The following is a 23608-nucleotide window of genomic DNA, read 5'->3' as shown; positions in this document are numbered from 1 at the left end:
ATATTTTTAAATAAAAAACTATCGTCAGCCTTACTCATTGTTGCAACAAGTTTCCTCACAATGAGCTGTAGTGATGATGTGGGTAAAGTGAGTCTAGGAGTGTTTACCACTAAAGATATTAAGCTCAATATGATGGTAGACCCGATTGTGACTGGCGTGACTTGTCATGTAGCGAGTATTGAAGCGGATTTAAGTTTTTCTGATCCTTCTGATTCCGCTATTTCATGTCGTCAAACCGGTGAAATTACCCCGCAAATGATTGCTGCAATTGATATGTCTGCATCGGGCGAAATTGTGTTCAAAAAATCAAAAAGTATCTTTTTCAAAACCATGAAAATTAGACGAATTTTTGATAAAGAAAACCAAACACTAATGTATGTTTCTTATTCTACAAAAGAAACCTCAGGAAGCTACAAGCACAGCCTGTCGACAGTGCCTTTATGGGGAACTAAAGCTTACAGCCAGGTGCAAGCAACAAACTAGTATTTATGGTGTATTAAAGACTTAGATATAGTAACAAAAACAACAATAGCTAAGGTGACTACATGGATTGTCCTTTTTGTCAGAATGAATTAAATGATGGCGCGCTTAAATGTGGTCATTGTCTTGAATATTTATCTAACCATGTGTGCCCTGATTGCCATGGCACATTACCTTTAGAGGCTAAAGTCTGTATGCATTGTCATTATCGCTTTAGCCAAATAAGTATTGATGTCACCCAGTTGTCTATGTCATTTAATTCAGAAGTGTTGGCATCATTGTTATTCAGATTTCGGTTTTTACCCCAAGAAATTGTCACTGATGAAGATAAGATTACGATTAATACACCAGGCATTTTTAGGCTATGGAATAACACTGATGAAGTCCCATGGAATAAGATTGCGGGCTTTAATTATCGTAGCGGCATTATTTGGGACAAAGTCGAAATTGAAACTCGAGGTCAAAAACCCAGTGTGATAATTGGCTTATCGAAAGCCAACAGTGACGAACTGCGAAGAGTACTGCAATCCATCGTAAACGCGAACTGATCCGCTAACGGGTTTTAGATAGAGTTTATTGGTGTTGTTAGTGATAGTGCATATAAAGCAAAAAGGGCTTTCTCTATGAGAAGGCCCTTTATTTAAGCCGCGTAAATTTAAACGTTATTTTCCAATAACGTTATTAAAGCGTTCAAATGCGGCAGTTAAATCAGCAATCAAATCATCAGGATCTTCTAAACCGATGTGAAGTCTAATGAGCGGTTTGCTGGTATCCCATTGGGTTGCTGTGCGAAGCCTATCAATTCCGAATACACCAAGAATTAAGCTTTCATATCCGCCCCACGAAAAGCCCATTTTAAAGTGGCGCATGTTTTCCACAAAAGCAGTGACAGAAGCTAAGTTGCCTTGTTTTAGTACAAATGAAAACAAACCATTGCCGCCACTAAAGTCGCGCTGATAAAACTCATGACCAGGACAAGTTTCGAAAGCAGGGTGTCGCAAATGATCGACTTCAGGTCGACTAGCTAACCAATTAGCGACTTTAAGGGCATTTTTATCATGTTGGGCCATGCGCACGCCTAATGTACGTAACCCGCGTGCAGCAAGATATACATCGTCAGGTGAGGTAGTTTGACCCATGATGTAACTGTTTTCACGCAATTGCTCCCAGTGTGCTTCATTGGCTGTGGCTGTGCCCATCATCACATCAGAGTGGCCGACAATGTATTTGGTCGCTGCTTGAATCGAAATGTCGACGCCCATTTCAAATGGACGTGAATTGATGGGTGAAGCCCATGTGTTATCGAGCATTACTACTACATCGTGTTCATGTGCAATACGGCTTAATGTTGGCACATCTTGAATTTCCATAGTAATAGACCCAGGCGATTCTAAGAATAAAACTTTGGTATTTGGCTGAATTAAGTCTTTAATACCTTCACCAATCAGCGGATCGTAGTAGGTGGTTTCAATGCCAAAACCAGCTAGTAATTTATTACATAAATCACGGGTTGGCTCATAGGCGCTATCGACCATTAGTAAATGGTCGCCACTTTTCAAAAATGACAGTAAGGCGCCACTTATAGCACCAGCGCCAGATGGATAGAGGGCTGTACCTGCACCACCTTCTAATTCGCTAATCGCTTGTTGAAAAGAAAAATGAGTCGGGGTGCCACGACGTCCATAAAACATTTCACCATTGGTTTTGTTTTTAATGGCAAAGCGCATGTCATCCATGGTGTCGAAAACAACAGTAGATGCGCGATATACTGGCGGATTGATAATACCTTTAGAGTATTTTTTCTCTCTACCCACACTGACAATTTGCGTTGCGAGTTTGTCTTGTTGATGACTCATAAATTCATTCCCAATTAATGCAAGGTGATGTTATTCATTTTATTTGGCCATCCTACCATCTATACGGCCATAATAAAGCGCTAGGATGATAATAATGCTTATTTTGATTCTGTTACTGGAAACTCTAAATAAAACTCGACGCCTGAATCGTCAGTTAAGTTCTGCGCTCGAATACTGCCTTGATGAAACTCAGTGATTAATCTTGCGATATACAAACCTAATCCCAAATGGGGTTTTGCCTGTACACCTTGGGGTCTGATAGACACCATGGATTCAAAAATTTGTTCACTCATATCAAAAGGTAGCAGTGGTCCGCGATTTTTAACGGTTAATTTAGCTGTTTTGCCTGTGAGTTTCAGTGACACTTCAATGGGATCTTCAGTGCTAAACTCAATAGCATTATTGATTAGTTTATCCATTAGTTGGGCAATGTACTCAGGTACGCCGTGCATCGACATTGAGTTATCGTCAATGTCTACGGCAAACTCATTGTCAGGGTAAGTATATTGATAGCCCTGCATGCAGCCACTGACCACTTGTTGCAGTGAAAAATCGCTTTGTTCAACGTGTGATAAACTGGCCTCTAGACGAGTGGCTTCACTTAGATTATTTAAAATGAGATGCAAACGACTGACGCCTTCTTGTGCGCGAGCGACATACTTTTCGCTAGCAGGCTCAAGGGTTTGCAAACTTAAATGCTCAAGTGATGAGCGCACTACTGCAACAGGCGTTCTTAGTTCGTGAGACAAGCGTGACGACATATTTTCAAGATAATGTGTATATTGCCCCAGTCTACCAACAATGCTGGCAAAGCTTCGAGATAGGTCGCCAATTTCATCACGAGTTTTAGAAGGCACAATTTGTTGCTTTACCCGACCTTGGCTGTCGATGGCTTGTTCTGATTGATCGCGTAATTTACGGATACGGCTAGAAATACTCGATGCGAAGATAAACAATGCAAGTGTGCCCATACTCATGATGGTTAAAATGACATTAAAGAGTTTTTCTAATGCGCGATTTCGTAAGGTACGAATGCCATGAGTGGTTTCTTCTGCAATTACCGCACCCATGACTTTGTCGTCAATCCAAATAGGACTGGCCGCGGCTAATACTACCGCTTTGTTATCTGGAGTTAATCGCCAAGTTGAGCCGCGTTTACCATCTAGCGCTTGTTGGATATGGCTGCCACTAAGTTCAGTTGAGTCTTGTAAAGAGTCAACAAAGTCCTGCGGTGGTTTAGTTAAAATCTTATAGTACAAAGGCAATAGATGATCGCTTTTAAATTGACTCCACGCGCTACGATTTTCTGTTTCAGTTAAGCTTGATGACCAAACGTTATTACTGGCACGAATGTCTCCAGACTTAGCTAATACACGACCGTGATTATCCACCACCCAAATACGTGAGCTATTGTGGCTCATGCCTTTGATGATATTTTCAATTTCTGGAGAGGGCACCAAGACTGTACCTAAATGATCGACAGAGTCGATTGCCGATGTGCCAATAATGGTGTTCACTGTGCGAGTTTTAACATCATCCACGTTATAAATTGCAAAACCAAGCTTACTGCCCACCATAGATAGCGGCATTCTGAATTCGATATTATAGCCATCTTTAGTCGCTACCCATTGGCCTTGTATGCGGATTTCTGGAGTGACGGGCATCGAGAGAGTGGGGTCTTGCGGCAATTCAAATGCGCTTAACCAACCATCTTGCATATTAGCCACAATATAGCGTTTAAACAGTCCATCAGGCGCTTGAGTCGCAATGATTAAGTGATCGTTTTTATCCACACGCAGACTGTTTTTACTGCGATACACAAGCTGCTTATCGTGCACCTCAAAAAAACCATATAAGTAACCGCCATATTTACCCACCATATGGGTAAAATTAATATCAACAGGTTGGTTTTCATCACGATTAAAAATCACATGCTCACTGGAGTAATTAATCACACGGTGCTGATACTGCTGCCAATCAATCAATTTCCCATCTAATTGAATGGGGCCTGATAATGGATAGGCATATAAGTCGCGGCCTTTTTCTACTTGGCTTAAAAAGCTCGCTTGATGATTAAATAGTTTAGGTCGTTCATGCAATGCTGTTGCTAATGCTTGTGTGGTACCCTCAAGGGTTTTTTCTTGACCATGACGTAGGTATTTTTCCATTTCCCACACGTACTCATACCCCAGCCAAGGCAAGCAAAGTAGGAATAAAGATAAGATAACAACTTTGGCGCGAAGACCAATGGGGATATTAAACATTAGCTAACACTATCCCAGCGATAACCCATTCCGTAAACCGTATCGATGCAGTTAAAATCTTTATCAGCGCTGATAAACTTTTTACGTATACGCTTTACATGCGAAGTAATCGTACTGTCATCGACAAAGATTTTTGCTTCTTGCATTAAGTCTTGACGGCTTCGGACATGCCCAGGGTGTTTTGCCATCGCATGCACCATCCAAAACTCAGTAACGGTTAACTCAATCGGTTGTTGGTCCCAATACACTTGAATACGATTGCCATCAATGGTTAAAGACCCATGTTCGATAAGGTTGTCTTCTACCGTAGCGGCGCCAATTAATTCTGAACGTCTGAAAAGTGCGGCAATCCGTGCAATAAGGTGAGGAAAGCTCACATCTTTTGATAGGTAGTCGTCAGCCCCTAAGCGCAGGCCGCAAACTGTATCAAAGTCGCTGTCTCTAGCGGTCAAAAAGATAATAGGCAAACTGCTAGACATGGAGCGGAGTGATTGGCACAAGGTAAAACCACCATCGATTTCATTCTCTAGGCCGATATCAATAATAGCTAAATCAGGTAGGCGGGCGTTAAAGGCGAGCATAGCCGCAGGGCGGTTAGCATAACCTTGGACATTATAGCCTTGCTGTTGTAGCAATTCTTTGTAGTTTTCTCTGATAGCGACTTCATCTTCAACGATGGCAATTCTTTTCATGTAATAGCATTGATTGTGACTTATATGGCTGACTATACATGATTTCTGTTCCAAAAAAATTGCCTCAAAGCAATTGCCATATTGTTGCCACATTTCATCCTCACATTGCCATTTTTATGCCCCTTAGTTGCCATTTCAATTGTGTTTAATAGCTACATCGAATGAGACACACATTTTAAGCCTCATTTATTAAACGACATTAATAGAACTTAAAAGGAAAACACCATGAAAAAGCAATTAATCGCAGTAGCCGTTATCAGTAGCCTATTTATCTCAAACATTTCAGTGGCTAATGATGAAATGCTAGACGATAGCAATCTGATGACTGAAGCAACTGAAGTCACCGATGAACGTGAACACACAGAAGAGTTAGTCGGACTGACTTCAGGTGCAGTATTAGGCGCTGTCGTTGGCGGTCCAGTTGGCGCAATCATTGGCGCATTTGCCGGAACCTTAATAGGCAAAACAGTAGGAGATGACTCTGAAATTAAAAACCAAAAAGAGCTATTGGCTCAGCAGCAACAATCGATTGAGATTCAAACTTCAGAATTAACCGCATTACATGAAAAGCAACAATCTTTAGCGGAAGTAACAGATGAGTATTTGTTAGTGCAATCGCAGTTAACAGATTTACGTGAAGCACAGCAGCAACAGTTACAAGAGCTAGCTATTGGCCTCAACGTTCAGTTTAAGACAGGCTCTTCCACTATCGAACCTCATTTTGTACAGCAGTTGGATGATGTGGCCTATTTAATGGCGTTATCTCCAGAGTTGATGTTGGACTTAACAGGTTATGCTGATCGCCGCGGTGATAGCACATTTAATCAAGCACTTTCAGAGCAACGTTTAATTGAAGTCACTAATTACTTAGTCAGTCAAGGTGTGTCATCTGAGCGCCTGCACGCTAAAGCTTTCGGTGCATCAGCGCCTTTACATGCGCAGCAAAGTTTTGAGAATGACTTTTTTGACCGCCGCGTAACCTTAAAAATCATGCCAGTCGGTGAAGCACTCGCTGCGAACTAATTTTAGCTTAATTACCGATCCAGCCTTCGTGAAACATTTCGCATAAATATCGCTTTATCAGGGTCTTATATGAATTGTTTTTACGAAGGGGAGTGCTGAGTTCATGGAGAGAAAATAATGAAAAGGGTAACCCGTTATCAGGTGAGTGAATCCGCAAATAACAAGCGAGACAATGACAAGCGAGAAAATGAAAGTATTCGCCGATTTAACAATATAGCTGCTTATGGCTGTTCAGGATTAATCCTAGTGGTGCTGATGATATTGAATGTGTTATTTCCAGTGCATGCAATGTCACCGAACAATACTCGTATGGTTGAAGTTGAAGGGCAAGCAGACAGCGAAAAGGTGACACAAGGTATTTTGCGTTATCAGCATAATGGTCAGCGGTTTGAGAGTTTGCCTCTGAGCACCGATGTGCAAATGAAAGTCTCGGGCTGGACAAATAGAGTGAGTGTTAAGCAAACATTTACTAATGACTCTACAGTTTGGATTAATGGCAGTTATATATTTCCATTACCGCATAATGGCGCGGTAGATCAGATGCGTTTAATTATTGGAGAACGCGTTATCGAGGGGGATATTCAACCGAAAAATGTCGCTAAAGCCACTTTTGAAAAAGCCAAAGCGCAGGGAAAAAGAGCCAGTCTTGTTTCGCAGCAACGTCCAAATATTTTTACCACTGAAGTCGCTAATCTTGGTCCCAGTGAAACTTTGACCGTAGAGATCAGTTACCAAGAAAAGTTGGTTTATAAAGAGGGTGAATTTAGCCTTCGTTTCCCAATGACCATTAATCCACGCTACTCGCCAGCGATTAAGGGTACTGGAAAAGCCTCAGCGAGTGAATCTTCATTATCTAACTCATTTTATGAGTCATTATCGCCAAGTTTGCCGACTTCGATTTTTAACTTTTCTAATGAGTTTTTTATTGCTGATAATTTTGACGATTCTAAAGAGAAAGAATCTTTAACGGTGAGCTTATCAATTGAGTTAGATGCGGGCTTTAAAGTAGCGAATATCGATAGTCCCTATCAACAGGTGTCAAAAACCGGTGCTAACGATAAGTGGCAAATTGAATTTGTTAAACAAGAAAAAGCCAATAAAGACTTTGTATTAACCTGGCGCGCAGATGAGTCTGTTATCGAAAGTGCGCAGCCACTGACAGCGGTATTTACTCAGCGCGGTCAAACCCATGCAACATCGCTTGATACTCGTTCAGGACAGGTTAAAGGAATTGATGAGTTCAAGAATATGCAAACAATAGGTGACAGTCATCAAGCTCATAATAACGTTGAATATGGTTTAGTTATGTTAACCCCGTCTTTTGCTACTGATAGTGGTTTCTTACAAGAGCAACTCGAAAGTAAATCTGAAGCTCAATATGAAAGGATTAGTCAATCTCATGTCCCTCGTGAACTTATCCTGGTGATTGATACTTCAGGCTCTATGTCTGGTGGCTCACTTAAACAAGCTAAACAAGCTATGTTGTATGCTTTAGCGGGATTAACCAGCCAAGATAAGTTCAATGTCATTGAATTTAATCATTCGGTCAGTCAGTTATCGGCGACATCTTTGCTAGGTACAAGCTCGAATATCGGAAAAGCGAATCATTTTGTGAGAGGGCTAGAGGCTAACGGTGGTACTGAGATAGGTAAAGCACTGTCGGCTTCACTAATAACTAATGAAACGGTACAAAATTATAAAGCTGTAGCAAATTATGGCGATAGCACGCAAGAAAGTGCTTCTGCGCAGAACCATTTAAGACAAGTTATTTTTATCACCGATGGGGCTGTTAGTAATGAGCATGGGCTATTTCAACAAATTGAAGCTGAATTAGGTGACAGCCGATTATTTACTGTGGGTATAGGCTCAGCGCCAAATGCTTACTTTATGGAACGTGCCGCCATGTTTGGCCGAGGAACCTACACCTACATAGGTAAAACATCAGAAGTTAAAACCAAGATTGCTAAGCTACTAGCAAAAATTGAAAAGCCAGTGAGCACCGACATTAAACTTACATACCAAGATGGGACTGTTCCTGATTACTGGCCTGTCCAAATCCCTGACTTATATCAAGATGAACCATTATTGGTGAGCTTTAAATCGCCTTCATATAACCAACAGGATTTGATTGTTTCAGGTTATAGCCAAGGCCAATTTTGGCAGCAACAGATTAGTCGCAATAACCCTAAACAAGCAGTAGGTCTTGATTTGATATGGGCAAATGCGCAGATAAGTGCAATTGAAGCCACACAAACGAGAGCAAACTTACCGAGGGTTAAATCTCAAGTTGAAGCCTTAGGGATGAAATATCATTTAGTGACCTCACAAACCAGTTTAGTGGCTGTCGATAAAACCCCCGTGAACCCAATGGCCGAGTTTAATCAAAATCTACAGGTTAAAAGACATTTGCCAGATGGCTGGCAACGACCACAAGGCGTGTTACCCCAAACGGCAACCTCGAGTCGATTAAACATGCTTATTGGTCTGAGTTTACTGATTATCGCGCTATTACATGGACTTTGGTTAAAAGGCTATTTACCAGGCCAGAGATTGGTTTTACCAAAAGGTGGCAAGTTGGAGGCTTTATGATGTCGTACAAGTGGATTTTACCGTGTTGTGTGGCGCTTATAGGAGTGAGTTTTTTATCACAAGGAGCATATATGCAAATTAAAGCCAATTTTGCTCAATATTTGATTGAGCAAGCATGGAGTAAAACGTTAGAAGATCAATTACCCCACAAGCCATGGAGTTGGGCTGACACTCACCCTGTGGGGAAGTTAAAGCTTTACGCCGATAAGGAAACTGATTTGTATCCTATTGGTCAGCCAATGTTTGTATTGGCTGGCGCTTCAGGCAGAAACCTCGCCTTTGGTCCCAGTTTATTATTGAGCGGCGCAGGAGTAGGTGAGCAGGGCAATACGATTATTGCAGGTCATCGCGATACTCACTTTTTACCGCTACAAAAAGTGAAAAAAGGCGACATTATAGAGTTAGAAACACCACATGGTTTACAACAAAACTATTTGATTACTCAGATTGATATCGTTCATGAAACGCAAACTGAAGTGCTTAGTATGACGACGGATAACCAGCTTACTTTAATTACTTGCTATCCGTTTGAAGATTTGTCCGCTAGTAGTGATTATCGCTATGTGGTCACGGCGAAAAAAGTGAATAGCGGACATCGATTAATATAAAATCTATTAATGACGAATAACTCCCATTAGCGAGTGGTGTTTAATGTTAGCGATTAGCTAGAAATGGGCATAACTCTATTTCGTCCAAGTCGTTTTGCCTCATATAACAACTTGTCAGTGGCTTCAATAAGCTGGCTAGTTGTTTGCTTTTCTTTCCACTGCGCTACACCAAATGACGCGGTAATATTATCGATACGCGTTTCACTGCGTCGATCTTTAACACTGAGTTTCTCAATAGAACGGCGCATTGCTTCAGCTAATTGTCTTGCAATACGTTGGTTGCTATTTGGCAGTAAAATAGCAAACTCCTCACCACCAAAGCGATAAAGTTTTACCCCATCTCGGCAAGATTCTTTTAAACGTTTAGCAACCACCTTTAGAACTAAGTCACCAAGCTGGTGGCCATAGGTATCATTAAATAGCTTAAAGTGGTCAATATCAGCAAGGATCATGCAGCAGCCAGCAGGAGATTGATTAACCATGGCATTAATGTCTTCATTGAAAGCGCGGCGATTAAGGACTTCAGTTAACGCATCGAATAACACATCTTTTTCTGTTTCTGCCAAACGCTGCTTGAGTGCTTCGATTTCACTTTGAGCTTTGGTTAGTTGTTGCGTAAAGCTAACCGTACTTGAATGAATACTTGCTGACTCATTCACTATGCCACGAACCACTTTAATCACTTGCTCAAGAGAGAAACCTTTACTTTCAAGTTCGGTTAGTTTACTGAACTCTTTCTCTATTTTTGATTGGAAATTACTGGTGTCATGGTTGGTGTCTTTTAATGATTGCGATAATTCACAAACCATGGCATCTAAGTTTTGCCTCATGTCGCGTACATCTAACTCAACAGGATCAGAGATGTGCTCTCGATAAAGTAATTCACTGGATATAGGCGAATATTGTTGATTCTGTGCTATCACAGTATCAAGCGCGGTATTCAGTTTAGGATTTGATTCTGCAACGTAGGCATACCAAAGAGCATAGTTTGTCGGTGTGGTGGGTATGCTGTGTTTTAACATCAAAGGAACTGCCTTTTTTAAATTCAAAGCGGCAGATTTTAGTAGATCATTTGACATTCAATCCCTCAAATGTGAATGGGCCACTTAGCAAATTAAATAATGAGCGAAGATGTTTGAAAGTGACATAATTATTAAATCATAATCCATAAAAAAGCACCTGTCATTAGGTGCTTAGTTTAAATTAAAAAGAGTAGGATACGGCGAACATGGGGCCTGTGAAACTGTAATTAATATTGTAGTCTAAGGTTCTAAACTCTTTGTCTAAAACACTACGAGAGCGTTCAAGATCAATGTCTACATCGTAATAATTATAGGCTAAAGATAAGTGCCAATCTTCGCAGATTTCAGCTTGAACTCCAGCACGAATATCGACCAATGAACCTTTGATATTATCGTATTTAATCGCAAAGTATTGCGCGTGAGTGTTAAATACCCAGCCAGGATAAAATTCGTAACTGGCATAAACACCGATATCGGGAAGAGGTGCTGTGAGGGCGTTATCAACAATTCTAGGAGTTAGGGTAGCGGTATCACACAAGCTATTGGCATCGGTATTGGCTTCACACAAACCAATAGTGCCTTCGAATACGGTTTCGATAAACATTGTGTGTAAACCGATTGAGGCACCTACAGTATAGTTATCACCTTCCCAAATATCATAACCATAACCTAAACGTAAAATATCAATATTGAGTGTGGTGGCTAGTTTAGCGTTACCATCGATTAAAAAGCTTTGATCATTGTCGCCAAACTCAGGAATTTCAATATCAAAACCTAATTGCGGTGTATCGGCATTACGGTGAAGTGACTTCCAATCGAGGTAGATATTATGACGGTCATTGAAACTGTACTTGAATTCAAAGAAAGGAAGAAACTGTTCATCTGTAAGTAACAAGTCATCTTCAAAATCGAGTAAATAGTAATTACCAGTATCTTTTGCACTTTTTACTAGCATGGTTGAATCTGAGCTAGCGTAAAATGCACCAATGGTAATTTTATATTCATCAGCTTTTACATGGCCGGTAGTACAAACTGCAGCTAAAAGTCCTAAAGAGGCTCGCTTAAACATTTTATCTCCGCACTTATTATGTGCTCAACTTGAGCCATTCGTGCTTTTTATTTTTATTGGATAATCAGGGTTATATCTTTTTGTGTATTTATACTAGCATTATGTAACCAGATGTGAAGTTTTTGTTAGTGTAAATCTGCCTTAAAATGATCCTAGATCAATGTTTGTTCGTAGCTCATGACTTGAACAGTAAACTACGCCTTTCGACTTACCCTTTTAAGTTGCTGTAAAATAACATTAATAATATCATTAAACTTGACTTGCCAAGTAACGTAAGAGTTATGTTTTTAATCGTGAAAACACTGTATATCTTTATAAGACAATTATAAAATCTTCAGTTTTTTCAACAAATTCACAGTCATTTATTTGACAAAATGTTAATTTTTATGAGTTGTTGTTTTTTGTCAAAAAACTGCTGATTGGAACCATTTGTATCAAGTCAGCATTTTGAGTAGAAATTTCAATCACAAACCCCAACTTAAAATTATAAACTCCTAGTTCACAGTCAAAAATCATAGCTAAATACTCTTTGCAATATTTTTGCTATAAAACGCTATTAACATGGTTAAGTACATTCACGTTTGAGCATTAAGCCATTATGGATACAGATTTACTAAAAACGTTCTTAGAAGTTTATCGAACTCGGCATTTTGGCAAAGCTGCTGATAATTTATTTTTAACTCGCAGCGCGGTAAGTTTTAGGGTTAAACAACTTGAGACATTGTTAGGTGTGTCTTTATTTGATCGCCAGCGTAATAATATTCAGCCAACGCCTGCTGGTGAGCGAATGTTAGAACATGCCAATACAGTGTTAACTGCGGTTGAGCGAGCCAAACAAGATGTGTCGCTATCAAAGCTGCAATCTGTGCAACTTACTCTTGGTATAGGCCATAATGTCTGGGATAGTTTCTTAAACGATTTTATGCAGCCATTAAGTTCTGGCTTAGAAGATGTTTCCCTAAGAATGGATGTGATTTCGACAGCAGTGATGTCGAAACAATTGTCTGAAAGAACGCTAGATATCGCGTTAAGTTTCGACCCATTGCGAATCGATGATATTGAAATCACAAAGTTAAACCGAGTGAACTTGGTGTTGGTAAGCCATCAAGAAGGGCAAACCATTGATAGTCTTAAACAGTCTCAATATATAAAAGTAGATTGGGGAACGGCTTTTAATATCATGCATGCACAAGAGTTAACAAACTTACCTATGCCAAAGTTACATACCAGTTCAGCCCAAATTGCGTGTGAATTTATGCTGAGTAATGGAGGCTGCGCTTTTTTACCAGAAACCATGGTTAAGGCAAAAATACAAAATAACGACATATTCTTAGTCGAGGGCGTAAACCCTATGCGCCGACATATTTATGCCGCTCATTGGGGGAAAAATGAGCGTTTAGATGAAATTGAACAAGCGCTAATACTGCTTACTGATAAAGCTTATCAATAGCGTCAGGTTTGTTTTATTAACAGCAAATCCTCATGTAAACATGACTTAGGCAGTATTAAATTAAAACTCTTGGGAATATTCAAACCTACAAAATGTAGGCATTCACTAGTATTGCGCACCAGGTGATGCCGCATAAAGCTAGACTTAAAAATACTGCTGCAGAAGCTACATCTTTCGCTTGACCACTGAGCGGGTGGATTTCATCGCTGATGCGATCGACAACCGCCTCGATGGCCGAGTTTAATAACTCTGTTATCAGCACAATAAAAAGTGTCATTATCATCAAAATGGATTCAACTAAACTGACATTAGCTAATAGTGCAATAGGTAGCAGTACCACCACAAGAATAAGCTCTTGTCTGAATGCAGCTTCGTTTTTCCACGCACTGATGAGCCCTTGAATTGAAAAGCCTGTGGCGCGGATGACCCGTTTTATCCCATGATTATCTACTGGTTTCATTTTTAACCTTAGTATTTGATTGTTTGCTCTCGCGAAATTGTTTTACTACCCATTAAAAATATTTTACTTGCCATAAAAATAGCAAAGCTTGATTTCCTGACTACAATCAACAGGCTCTAGAATTGATACTGTAAAAGCGCAATTTCGCTAACATGACTAGCAAGGATGCTACTATGCCAAGATATTTACTGTCTATTATATTTCTGTTCATCTATTTATTAATTCCTATTTGTGGGTTTGCCACTGACACTGTGCCAATACAACTAGCTAGCCGTTTTCACAAAAGCATCAATGTTAACGATTATTATGTGAGTGAAAAGCTTGATGGAGTGAGAGGTTATTGGAATGGCGAAAAGATGCTCTCGCGTTCGGGGAGAGTTATTGTTATCCCCGAGTGGTTTACTGCCGATTTTCCAAAAGAAAAAATAGATGGCGAATTATGGATAAAGCGAAATGACTTTGAGGTCGTTTCAGCACTATCGAGAAGTCATAAAGCTGAAAGCCCATTATGGCAGCAAGTGACGTTTATGATCTTCGACTTGCCTGAACACGGCGGTGCTTTTAGTGAGCGAGTTGCGAAGATGAAGCATATAGCAGTAAATTCAAGATATATACAGCAAATACCTCAGCAAGAATTTACTACTCAAGTGCAGTTATACAATGAACTTGATAGGGTGATAGAAAATCAAGGTGAAGGTTTGATGCTACATAAAAAAACGGCGTTGTATACAATTGGTCGTAGCCCCAATATTGTCAAACTTAAACCCAAATATGATGCTGAGGCGGTGGTCGTTGCCCATAATGAAGGTAAGGGCAAGTATTCCGGGTTATTGGGCTCTATCACCGTTGAAATGCCTGATGGTAAAAGGTTTAATATTGGCAGTGGTTTTAGTGATCAAGAAAGAGCGGACCCGCCAGCGGTAGGTGCGGTAGTGACTTACCAATATTTAGGGTTCACTAAAAATGGTATACCGCGTTTTGCACATTTTTTACGACTAAGGCTGGAAGAATCAGGCCAGATTAATTTAGAACAAAATAATTAGACTTTAACTTTAAGCTTAAATAAAACAAGAGGGAACGACATTGAACTCCAAGCTTACATCTAAAAGCATAAAGGATAGCGATAATCCATTAAATTTGGCTGAGGTAAAATCTGTGTTGTTTGTTTGCCTTGGTAATATTTGTCGCTCTCCAAGCGCTGAGGCAGTATTTAAAGATAAAGCCCATGAATTACAACTTGAATTGCAAATCGATTCCGCAGGTACTGCAGCATATCATCAAGGTAATCCTCCAGATCCCCGCTCAATAAAAGCCGGTGAAGCTAGAGGACTCGATTTCAGTGGTATGCAAGCTAGAAAAGTCACAAATGAAGACTTTAATCGGTTTGATTTAATTCTGGCTGCTGATAACAGTAATTTGGAGGATTTGTTCAGTCGTTGCCCTGTTGAATATCAACATAAAATTAGGTTGATATTATCTTTTGGCGATAATGAGCTTAATGGAGTAGAAGAAGTGCCTGATCCGTATTATGGCGGCGAAAATGGTTTTGAAATTGTATTAGATTTATTAGATACAAGTTTAGGTCGTTTGGCGCAGAAAATTAATAACGGATAGCGTCTACTACTGAAATTAAAAAGGCTTATCAACTGATAAGCCTTTTATTTTCATTAAATGACGTTAAAGTTTACTTTTTTGCTAACGCCATTTTAATAAGTCGTCAGGAACATTTAGTCATTTTGATGGCGTTTACCGGAGCGTTTTAATCTTTCTTGTTCAAGCTTTTGTTGCTTAATCGCTTCTTTTTCTGCAAGCACTCGGGCTACTTCAGCCTTTTCAATTTCTGCCATTTCTGGCGTTTCCAAGGTCAATAAACCGGTTTTACCTGAACGGAATTCATGCAGTAATAATTCAGAAGCTTTGTGTAAATCGATTCGACCGCCGGGTCTCAATGCACCGCGTTTACGGCCAATTTCTTCAAGTAACTCAATGTCTGTGTCAGGTAACGATTTAAGCTTATAACGTTCACAAATTTCATCAGGGTAGGCATGTAAGAAGTACTCTGCGGCAAACATGGCCACATCTTCATATTCCATAGCGGTATCTTTAATCGCACCGGTAACAGCAAGGCGATAACTACTGGCTTCATTATCAACTTTTGGCCACAAAATACCTGGAGTATCAGACAGTACGATACCGTTTTTCAAATTAATTCGTTGCTGACGTTTTGTAACCGCAGGCTCATTACCTGTTTTAGCTAGCGTACGTCCAGCAAGGGCGTTAATGATGGTAGATTTACCGACATTAGGAATCCCCATAATCATGGTACGAATATCTTTTTCGAGTTTATCCCGCGAAGGAACTAGTTTACGACAAATATCTGGAATACTCTTAACTTGGCCTGGTTGCAAAGTAGTAATGGCCGTTGCTTTAACGCCTTGCTCACGTTCGAGGTATTCAATCCAACGTGCCGTCACTTTAGGGTCGGCTAAGTCTGATTTGTTCAGTAGTTTTATACATGGCTTATCGCCCCTTAAGGTCGAAACCATAGGGTTTTCACTACTATATGGAATACGTGCATCTAATACTTCGATAACAAGATCGACTTGAGGCATCGCCTCTTCAATCTCTTTTCGAGCCTTGTGCATGTGTCCTGGGTACCATTGAATTGCCATGTGTTTGCCTTTTTTAAAACTACTGCTAACAAAGGGGGCATATTCTACCTTGTTATGCCGCCAAATGATAAAAAAAAGCGCCAATTGGCGCTTTAATCCTATTGAATTAATACCGGAACTTAAATAACACCCAGTTCGCGTAATCTTTCCATTAAATAGCTATCAGCAGTATAGCGCTCAGATAGCACAACCTCAGGGTTTGGATGTAAAAATAGCGGTAAAGAAATACGCGATTTAGTCTTGTCCGTCCCTTCTGGGTTAATCACTCGATGTGATGTTGAAGGGTAATAACCACCAGAAGCTTCTTGAAGCATGTCGCCGATATTAATAATAATATTACCAAAGTCACTTGGTACATCAACCCAGTTATCATCTTTGGTTTGTACCTGAAGACCAGGTTCATTGGCTGCTGGTAAAACGGTGATTAAATTAATGTCTTCATGGGCTGCAGCACGAATAGCCCCCAGCTCTTCATCACCAGCCATTGGCGGGTAATGTAAAACACGTAGCAGTGTTTTTTCACTTTCAGCAATCATTGCAGGTAATGGAATAGAGAACTTAGCGGCAACATCGGCTGGTGCATATTGTTCAATCCAGCCTAATAACTCTGCTGCTAAATCATTGGCATGTTTGTAGTAAGCTAAGATATTGGTTTTTAGCGACTCAGGAATTCGGCCCCAAGGATATACGTGAAAATATTCTTTGATATCTTTTACGCTATGACCTTTAGCTGTCTCAGAAATTGAGGCAGGGAAAAAACCATCCTGTGTCTCTGGTTTAAACAAAAAATCATTTTTTTGTTCAGATTGAAAAAACTCGTACCATTCTTTATAGATGGTTTCGACAAGTTCTTTACTGATAGGGTGATTGGATAACACTCCAAAACCGGTTTCTCTTAATGACTCAACAAATTGTTTAGCACAATTTTCTGAGCGGTAATCAATTGTTTCTAATTTCATATTTTCTACTTATTGTTTTTTTGACCCGATATGATTTTAACCTTCGTCACACTTTGCTGCAATTTTTTGACTTGAAAACAGGTCTAATAAGTCGAAATAGTGATGTTTATTAGGCATACTGCCATCTGTTTAGATATTGCGATACAGTAAGAAGGTCAAGATTGAAGTTAGGACGATGCAAATGAATGAATTAACTGAGTTTGAAAAGTATGTCATTGAGCAGAAAGGAACTGAACGTCCATTTAGTGGAGAATACGTCAATCATGAAGCTGAAGGTCTATACCTATGTAAAAAATGCTTAGCGCCTTTATATAAAAGTGAGCATAAGTTTAATGCTTTTTGTGGCTGGCCAGCCTTTGATGATGAAATTCATGGCGCGATTAAACGTACATTAGATGCTGATGGAAAGCGTACTGAAATTACTTGCCATGATTGCGGTGGTCATCTTGGACATGTTTTTAAAGGTGAAATGCTCACAGGTAAAAACATGCGCCATTGTGTTAATTCAGTGTCGATGTTATTTAAAAGCTATGAAGATATTGAAGCTGAAAAGTGTAATGCCACTAAGGCATTGCAACTGGCAACATTCGGCGCGGGTTGCTTTTGGTGTATCGAAGCCGTGTTTCAAAGGCTTGATGGTGTTGAGAGCGTTTATTCTGGTTACAGCGGCGGCACGACAGAAGACGCACACTATGATGCCGTGTGCAGTGGTGTCACTGGCCACGCCGAAGTGATACAAGTAACTTTTAACCCTGAGGTTATTAGCTACAACACGTTATTATCAGTGTTTTTTGCCATACATGACCCAACCACGCTTAACCAGCAAGGCAATGATAAAGGTCCGCAATATCGTTCGGTTATTTTTACTCATAATGCCCAGCAGGTCGATGATGCAACGATTGCCATCAGTAAGTTAATACAGCAGGGGATTTGGCCAAAACCGATTGTGACTGAAGTGTCTATGTATGAAGCATTTTATCATGCTGAAAATTTTCACGATGATTACTTTGCCAAAAATGCAGAACAGCCATATTGTCAGCTGTTGATTAAACCTAAATTTGAAAAAGCGATGAAGCAATTTGAAGCGCTATTGAAAAAAGACTAATAGATTATTGGCTATTCATTAGGTTAATTTTTAGTACTTGAATGTCAGATTTCAAACATAAAAAAGCGAACTGAATAGTTCGCTTTTTATTGTGTGGACTTTATATAAAGTTAACTTAACTCTTATTGATTAAGAGTCTAGAGCATCATCAGCCACTTTGTAGTGTGGATCTTCTATGACGTTAACTTCAACTAAGTCACGCGCTTTATGCAGTAACTCTTTACAGTCGCCACTTAAATGTCTTAAGTGTAATCGCTTACCTGCAGCAACATAACGCTCAGCCAAAGTATCAATTGCATCTAATGCTGAGTGATCAGCAACGCGAGAGTTTTGGAAGTCAACAATCACATCTTCAGCATCATTTTCAGCATCAAATAGTTCTAAGAAGTTAGAAACTGAGCCAAAGAATAATGGACCATTTAACTTGTAAACTTTCCAGCCGTTAGCATCAATGCTTTTTTCAACATTGATGTGCTTGGCATGTTCCCAGGCAAAAACAAGAGCTGAAACGATAACACCAACAAATACCGCAAACGCTAAGTCTGTGAATACCGTTACTGTGGTCACTAACACAATAACAAACGCATCATGTTTCGGCACTTTACGCATCACTTTAAAGCTTGCCCATTCAAATGTACCCAGTACAACAATGAACATTACGCCTACTAAGGCTGCTAAAGGGATAATCTCAATAAAGGCTGCACCAAATAGAATAAAGGCTAGTAATGCTAATGCGGCAGTGACACCTGATAGTCGACCACGGCCACCAGAGTTGATGTTAATCATTGATTGGCCAATCATGGCACAACCGCCCATAGCACCAAAGAAGCCACTTGTGATGTTACCAACACCTTGACCAACACATTCTTTGTTACCACGACCACGGCTGTTAGTCATTTCATCAATCACTGTTAGTGTTAGTAAGGATTCAATCAGACCAACGGCAGCAAGAATACATGCATATGGCAATATGATGTAAAGTGTTTCTAGGTTAAAAGGTACACTTGGAATTGCAAATGAAGGCAAGCTGCCTGCAATTGTTGCATGCTCATCACCGCTCATGGTTTTTAAGAAATCGAGTACGTTTCGGGTATCTAAATCTAACCCCACAACTAACGCCGTTACCGTAAGAATAGCCACAAGCGAAGATGGAATCGCAGTAGTTAGTTTAGGTAAAAAGTGAATAATTGCCATGGTCAGTGCCACAAGTCCTAGCATGATCATTAGTGGCTCTTGTCCTAACCAAACCATGTTTCCTGCAGCATCCTTAACTTGGAATTGCCCAAGCTGAGCTAAGAAAATCACAATGGCTAAACCATTCACAAAGCCAATCATTACTGGGTAAGGAACAATGCGAATGAACTTACCGAGTTTGAATACCCCAGCAGAAATTTGAATAATCCCCGCCAGCACCACAGCTGCGAATAAATACTGCACTCCGTGTTCAACAACCAGAGATACCATTACAACGGCCATCGCGCCTGTAGCACCAGAAATCATTCCCGGACGACCACCAATTACAGCAGTTATAATGCCCATAATAAAGGCTGCGTATAAACCGACCATAGGTTCAACTTGTGCAACGAATGCAAAAGCAACGGCTTCTGGAATAAGTGCAAGAGCAACAGTCAAACCAGATAAGATATCTGCTTTGCTACTACTAGTTTTGTGACGAAGTAAATCGAACATTTAGCCCCTGAAAACAATTGATGTGTTTGAAAGTAAAAGTGTGCGTATGTTAACAAAAATTAACCCTTGGCTAAACCTGAAAATAAGCTTAATTGAAGATAAATAGAATATTTAATCAAACTGTAAACATAAAAAAAGCCACGCTAATTAGCGTGGCTTTTTAAAATAAGTATTATCTGTTTTACCTAAAGACTTATGCCTTGGTGGTATCAGATGAGGCACTGTTAGCTACTTTAGATTTTGCAGCTTCAGCATCAGGCTGAGATTTCTCGTATTCACGACCTTTAGGGACAGCTTGCTGAGTACGAGCTTCAGAAACAGGTTTCGTTGTATCTGACATCACCATAGAACCAAAGCGGCTCGCGGCAGCAGGTTTTTTAGCTGGCGCTTCAACCTTAGTGGCTGTTGCTGTTGGAGTTGCAACGACTTTGCGTTGAATAGCAGCAGGTTTTGCCATTGGAGCAGAAGCTATTGAATTATCTTTAGCTGGTGCTTCTGATACTTCAGTTTTAACTTCTTCAACTTTAATGTCTTCAACTACAGGCTCTTGAGCAACAGGCGCTTCAGTTTTAACTTCTTCAACTACAGGCTCTTGAGCAACAGGCGCTTCAACTTTAACTTCTTCAGCTACTGGCTCTTGAGCAACAGGTGCTTCAACTTTAACTTCTTCAGCTACTGGCTCTTGAGCAACAGGTGCTTCAACTTTAACTTCTTCAGCTACTGGCTCTTGAACAACAGGCGCTTCAGTTTTAACTTCTTCAGCTACAGGCTCTTGAACAACAGGTGTTTCAGTTTTAACTTCTTCAACTACTGGCGTAGCTTCGACAGTAGGTGCCTCAGTCTTAACTTCAACAGCTTCGGCAGCTTGTTCAGCATCTAGTTGCTTCTCTAGCTCGTCAACTGGTGTAAATACTGCTGTTGCAGGAGATGTTTCATCTTCATCACGACGACGGCGTTGACCAGCAGCTCGAAGGTGACGTGGGCTACGACGGCTACGACGTTGACCTTGTTTCTCTTCACTGTCTTCAGCATTAACTTCTTCAGTTGTTTCAGTAGTTGCATTAACTTTTTCTGGTGCAGCGGCTGCAGCCGAACTTGATGAGTCAGTTGCTGGTTTAACAGCTTCAGTAACTACAGGTGCTTCAACAACTGTTGTATCAGCTTTAGCTTCTTTAACAGTTTCTGCTTTTTCAACATTAACAACTTCAGCTTCTTTTGAAGATTCTGACGTTGCAGCTTCAACATTTTCAGTTTTCGCTGTGTTGTCTTTTCTAGGGCGACGAGTACGAGCTGGCTTAGCTGACTGCTCAGTTGCTGTAGGTTTTGCTGCTACTTCAACAGATGCATTAGCTGAGGTTGCTTCAACTTCATTTAACTTAGCTTCGTTTTGTTCGTTTTCGATACGAACTTTACGGCGCATGTTACGACGTTGGCGACGTTCCCTTGCTGCTTCTTGCTTAGGCGACTTTTCTGTTTCATTGCGAGATTTATCGGCAACAGGTTTGTTTGTCTTTGCTTTAGGGTCGTTTTTAGGCTGACGTTTATCTGCTTGCTCTTTATTAGCAACATCTCTGTCATTCTTTTTGTTACGACCTTTGTTGTCTCTACCTTTGTTGTCAGCATCGTTACGGTTTTCATTACGGCTGTCATTGCGGTTACGACGGTTGTCATTACGGCGCGAATCATTACGACGGTTACGGCGATTGTTTTGGTTATCTTTACGATTCTTATCAGATGGCTTAGATTCGGTTTTAGCTGGCTCATCAGATGAGAACAGTTTGCTAATTGCAGAAACCATTTTAGCGAAGAAACCTGGCTCTGATGCAGCTGGCGTAGCAGCTTTTGCTGGTTGCTCTGCCGCTGGAGTTGGCTTAGTCGTTTTTGGCGTACCAAAACCTTTAATCGCAGGTTGTTGAGCTTCAGCACGTTCAAGTTTACGTGGCTCATACAACTTAGCTTCTGGCTTTTCTACGCGCTTGTAACTTGACTCAACTACTTCATCATCGCTTCTTAAGCGTGACACGCGGTAGTCAGGTGTCGTCATGTGCGAATCTGGGATAACGTACACTTCAACATTGTGACGCTCTTCAGTGATGCGAATAGCTTTACGTTTCTCATTTAACAAGAACGCAGCAACATCAACTGGGACAACGGCTTCAATTTGTGAAGTGTTTTCTTTAATCGCTTCTTCTTCCATTAAGCGAAGAATAGAAAGCGCTAACGATTCAGTACTGCGAATAGTCCCTTGACCATGACAGCGAGGACATAAATGACCTGCTGATTCACCAAGAGAAGGGCGTAGACGTTGGCGTGACATTTCCATTAAACCAAAGCGAGAAATACGGCCTAACTGAACACGGGCACGGTCTAAATGAACCGCATCACGCATTCTGTTTTCAACTTCGCGTTGATGTCTAACTGGTGTCATATCGATGAAATCGATAACCACTAAACCACCTAAGTCACGTAGGCGTAATTGACGAGCAATTTCATCCGCGGCTTCAAGGTTAGTGTTCAGTGCAGTTTCTTCGATATCGCCGCCTTTAGTTGCTCGGGCAGAGTTAATATCGATAGACGTTAATGCTTCAGTTGGGTCAATAACGATTGAACCACCAGAAGGCAAACGAACTTCACGTTGGAAAGCTGACTCAATCTGAGATTCGATTTGAAAGTGAGTAAACAATGGTACTTCTGATTCGTAACGTTTAACACGCTCTACAAAATCAGGGCGAACTAGACCAATGTGTTGTTTTGCTTCTTCAAAAATACGTGGGTGGTCAATTAGAATTTCACCAACATCACGGCGCAAGTAATCACGGATTGCGCGAACAATCACATTACTTTCTTGGTGAATTAGGAATGGTGCAGGCTTGCTTTGAGCCGCTTCTTGAATCGCATCCCAGTGATGTTGTAGGACTTTAAGATCCCACTTTAGTTCAGCAGCGTCTTTACCAACACCAGCAGTACGCACAATCAGACCCATACCATTTGGTACAGTTAGCTCAGACATTGCCGCTTTAAGTTCAGTTCGCTCATCACCTTCAATGCGACGAGAAATACCGCCTGCACGTGGGTTATTAGGCATTAAAACGAGGTAAGAACCGGCAAGAGAGATAAACGTTGTTAAAGCAGCGCCTTTATTACCACGTTCTTCTTTGTCGATTTGAACGATAACTTCTTGACCTTCAGATACCACTTCTTTGATATTTGGACGGCCTTGGAAAGAGTAACCTTTAGGGAAGTATTCGCGAGCGATTTCTTTAAGCGGAAGGAAACCGTGACGATCTGCACCGTAGTCTACAAACGCAGCTTCTAAAGAAGGTTCTACGCGAGTGATGGTGCCTTTATAGATATTTGATTTTTTTTGTTCATGGCCTGGGCTTTCGATATCCAGATCATACAATTGTTGCCCATCTACTAGGGCAACGCGCAACTCTTCCGATTGAGTTGCATTAATTAACATACGTTTCATGATGACTTAATTCTTCTAATAAGGTCATCAAACAAAGACTTATCGTTGCATTACGGGCCTAAAATTATTATTCACGAAGCCTCGCGGCTGGTTTTTAGGCAAGTTAGGTGCGCATTGCTGTAAGACGCATCGCTGCGTGTCGCATCCTATTTATGGCTTATTTTTTAATGATTACAAAAACAAGGAATTCGTTGTTAA

General features: G+C 40.5%; 19 protein-coding genes. 9 read left to right on the top strand and 10 right to left on the bottom strand.

The window, feature by feature from the left end; genetic code table 11:
- Positions 1-60: 60 nt before the first annotated feature.
- Both K5Q58_RS13815 and K5Q58_RS13810 read left to right on the top strand, forming a co-directional pair.
- On the top strand, positions 61-483 hold the full coding sequence (locus K5Q58_RS13815; RefSeq protein WP_119968384.1) for a CreA family protein: 423 nt from the start codon (positions 61-63) through the stop codon (positions 481-483).
- 62 nt (positions 484-545) lie between these two features.
- Complete coding sequence (locus K5Q58_RS13810) at positions 546-1028, top strand: zinc ribbon domain-containing protein (RefSeq protein ID WP_220754504.1); 483 nt, start codon at positions 546-548, stop codon at positions 1026-1028.
- Positions 1029-1142: 114 nt separating this feature from the next.
- On the opposite strand, the gene K5Q58_RS13805 is transcribed toward K5Q58_RS13810, so the two are convergent.
- The 3 genes from K5Q58_RS13805 to pdsR form a co-directional block, all read right to left on the bottom strand.
- Complete coding sequence (locus K5Q58_RS13805) at positions 1143-2336, bottom strand: cystathionine beta-lyase (protein ID WP_220754503.1); 1194 nt, start codon at positions 2334-2336, stop codon at positions 1143-1145.
- Between the two features lie 98 nt (positions 2337-2434).
- Positions 2435-4600, bottom strand: coding sequence for a proteobacterial dedicated sortase system histidine kinase (pdsS, locus tag K5Q58_RS13800; RefSeq protein WP_220754502.1), 2166 nt, complete (start codon positions 4598-4600; stop codon positions 2435-2437).
- Positions 4600-5292: a proteobacterial dedicated sortase system response regulator gene (gene pdsR / locus K5Q58_RS13795; RefSeq protein ID WP_220754501.1), complete on the bottom strand. Its 693-nt coding sequence runs from the start codon at positions 5290-5292 to the stop codon at positions 4600-4602. The genes pdsS and pdsR overlap by 1 nt, the downstream gene beginning before the upstream one ends.
- Before the next feature lie 225 nt (positions 5293-5517).
- Between pdsR and pdsO the strand changes: the two genes are divergently transcribed.
- From pdsO to K5Q58_RS13780, 3 genes are all read left to right on the top strand, one after another.
- Positions 5518-6315 (top strand): sortase-associated OmpA-like protein PdsO, encoded by a 798-nt coding sequence (gene pdsO, locus K5Q58_RS13790; protein ID WP_220754500.1) that lies wholly within the window; start codon positions 5518-5520, stop codon positions 6313-6315.
- A 117-nt stretch (positions 6316-6432) separates the two neighbouring features.
- Positions 6433-8904, top strand: a complete 2472-nt coding sequence (locus tag K5Q58_RS13785) for a marine proteobacterial sortase target protein (RefSeq protein WP_220754499.1) — start codon at positions 6433-6435, stop codon at positions 8902-8904.
- On the top strand, positions 8901-9512 hold the full coding sequence (locus K5Q58_RS13780) for a class GN sortase (RefSeq protein WP_308443239.1): 612 nt from the start codon (positions 8901-8903) through the stop codon (positions 9510-9512). The genes K5Q58_RS13785 and K5Q58_RS13780 overlap by 4 nt, the downstream gene beginning before the upstream one ends.
- Positions 9513-9565: 53 nt before the next feature.
- On the opposite strand, the gene K5Q58_RS13775 is transcribed toward K5Q58_RS13780, so the two are convergent.
- On the bottom strand, positions 9566-10591 hold the full coding sequence (locus tag K5Q58_RS13775; protein WP_220754498.1) for a GGDEF domain-containing protein: 1026 nt from the start codon (positions 10589-10591) through the stop codon (positions 9566-9568).
- 124 nt (positions 10592-10715) lie between these two features.
- The gene (locus K5Q58_RS13770) at positions 10716-11603 is read right to left on the bottom strand and encodes a hypothetical protein (protein WP_220754497.1); all 888 of its coding nucleotides are present in this window, start codon (positions 11601-11603) and stop codon (positions 10716-10718) included.
- Positions 11604-12201: 598 nt separating this feature from the next.
- Here K5Q58_RS13770 and K5Q58_RS13765 point away from each other — a divergent pair.
- Positions 12202-13053: a LysR family transcriptional regulator gene (locus tag K5Q58_RS13765; protein ID WP_220754496.1), complete on the top strand. Its 852-nt coding sequence runs from the start codon at positions 12202-12204 to the stop codon at positions 13051-13053.
- Positions 13054-13138: 85 nt separating this feature from the next.
- On the opposite strand, the gene K5Q58_RS13760 is transcribed toward K5Q58_RS13765, so the two are convergent.
- A complete protein-coding gene (locus K5Q58_RS13760) occupies positions 13139-13513 on the bottom strand; it encodes a diacylglycerol kinase (protein WP_220754495.1) in 375 nt (124 codons plus the stop codon).
- Positions 13514-13686: 173 nt separating this feature from the next.
- Between K5Q58_RS13760 and K5Q58_RS13755 the strand changes: the two genes are divergently transcribed.
- The gene (locus K5Q58_RS13755) at positions 13687-14556 is read left to right on the top strand and encodes a DNA ligase (RefSeq protein ID WP_220754494.1); all 870 of its coding nucleotides are present in this window, start codon (positions 13687-13689) and stop codon (positions 14554-14556) included.
- A 94-nt stretch (positions 14557-14650) separates the two neighbouring features.
- On the top strand, positions 14651-15127 hold the full coding sequence (locus tag K5Q58_RS13750) for a low molecular weight protein-tyrosine-phosphatase (RefSeq protein WP_220754539.1): 477 nt from the start codon (positions 14651-14653) through the stop codon (positions 15125-15127).
- 113 nt (positions 15128-15240) lie between these two features.
- Here K5Q58_RS13750 and ylqF read toward each other — a convergent pair whose 3' ends face one another.
- A complete protein-coding gene (gene ylqF / locus K5Q58_RS13745; protein WP_220754493.1) occupies positions 15241-16185 on the bottom strand; it encodes a ribosome biogenesis GTPase YlqF in 945 nt (314 codons plus the stop codon).
- Positions 16186-16304: 119 nt separating this feature from the next.
- Positions 16305-17144: an isopenicillin N synthase family oxygenase gene (locus tag K5Q58_RS13740; RefSeq protein WP_220754492.1), complete on the bottom strand. Its 840-nt coding sequence runs from the start codon at positions 17142-17144 to the stop codon at positions 16305-16307.
- A gap of 181 nt (positions 17145-17325) precedes the next feature.
- Here K5Q58_RS13740 and K5Q58_RS13735 point away from each other — a divergent pair, with 181 nt between their 5' ends.
- Positions 17326-18249, top strand: a complete 924-nt coding sequence (locus K5Q58_RS13735; RefSeq protein ID WP_220754491.1) for a bifunctional methionine sulfoxide reductase B/A protein — start codon at positions 17326-17328, stop codon at positions 18247-18249.
- Positions 18250-18378: 129 nt separating this feature from the next.
- On the opposite strand, the gene K5Q58_RS13730 is transcribed toward K5Q58_RS13735, so the two are convergent.
- Complete coding sequence (locus K5Q58_RS13730; RefSeq protein ID WP_220754490.1) at positions 18379-19938, bottom strand: SulP family inorganic anion transporter; 1560 nt, start codon at positions 19936-19938, stop codon at positions 18379-18381.
- Between the two features lie 193 nt (positions 19939-20131).
- Positions 20132-23410: a ribonuclease E gene (rne, locus tag K5Q58_RS13725; protein ID WP_220754489.1), complete on the bottom strand. Its 3279-nt coding sequence runs from the start codon at positions 23408-23410 to the stop codon at positions 20132-20134.
- Positions 23411-23608: the final 198 nt, after the last annotated feature.

It is taken from the genome of Shewanella sp. KT0246 (assembly GCF_019654955.1).
GTDB classification, from domain to species: domain Bacteria; phylum Pseudomonadota; class Gammaproteobacteria; order Enterobacterales; family Shewanellaceae; genus Shewanella; species Shewanella goraebulensis.
The sequence above is the reverse complement of the archived record's forward strand: the minus strand, read 5'-3'. Positions and strand labels throughout refer to the sequence as shown.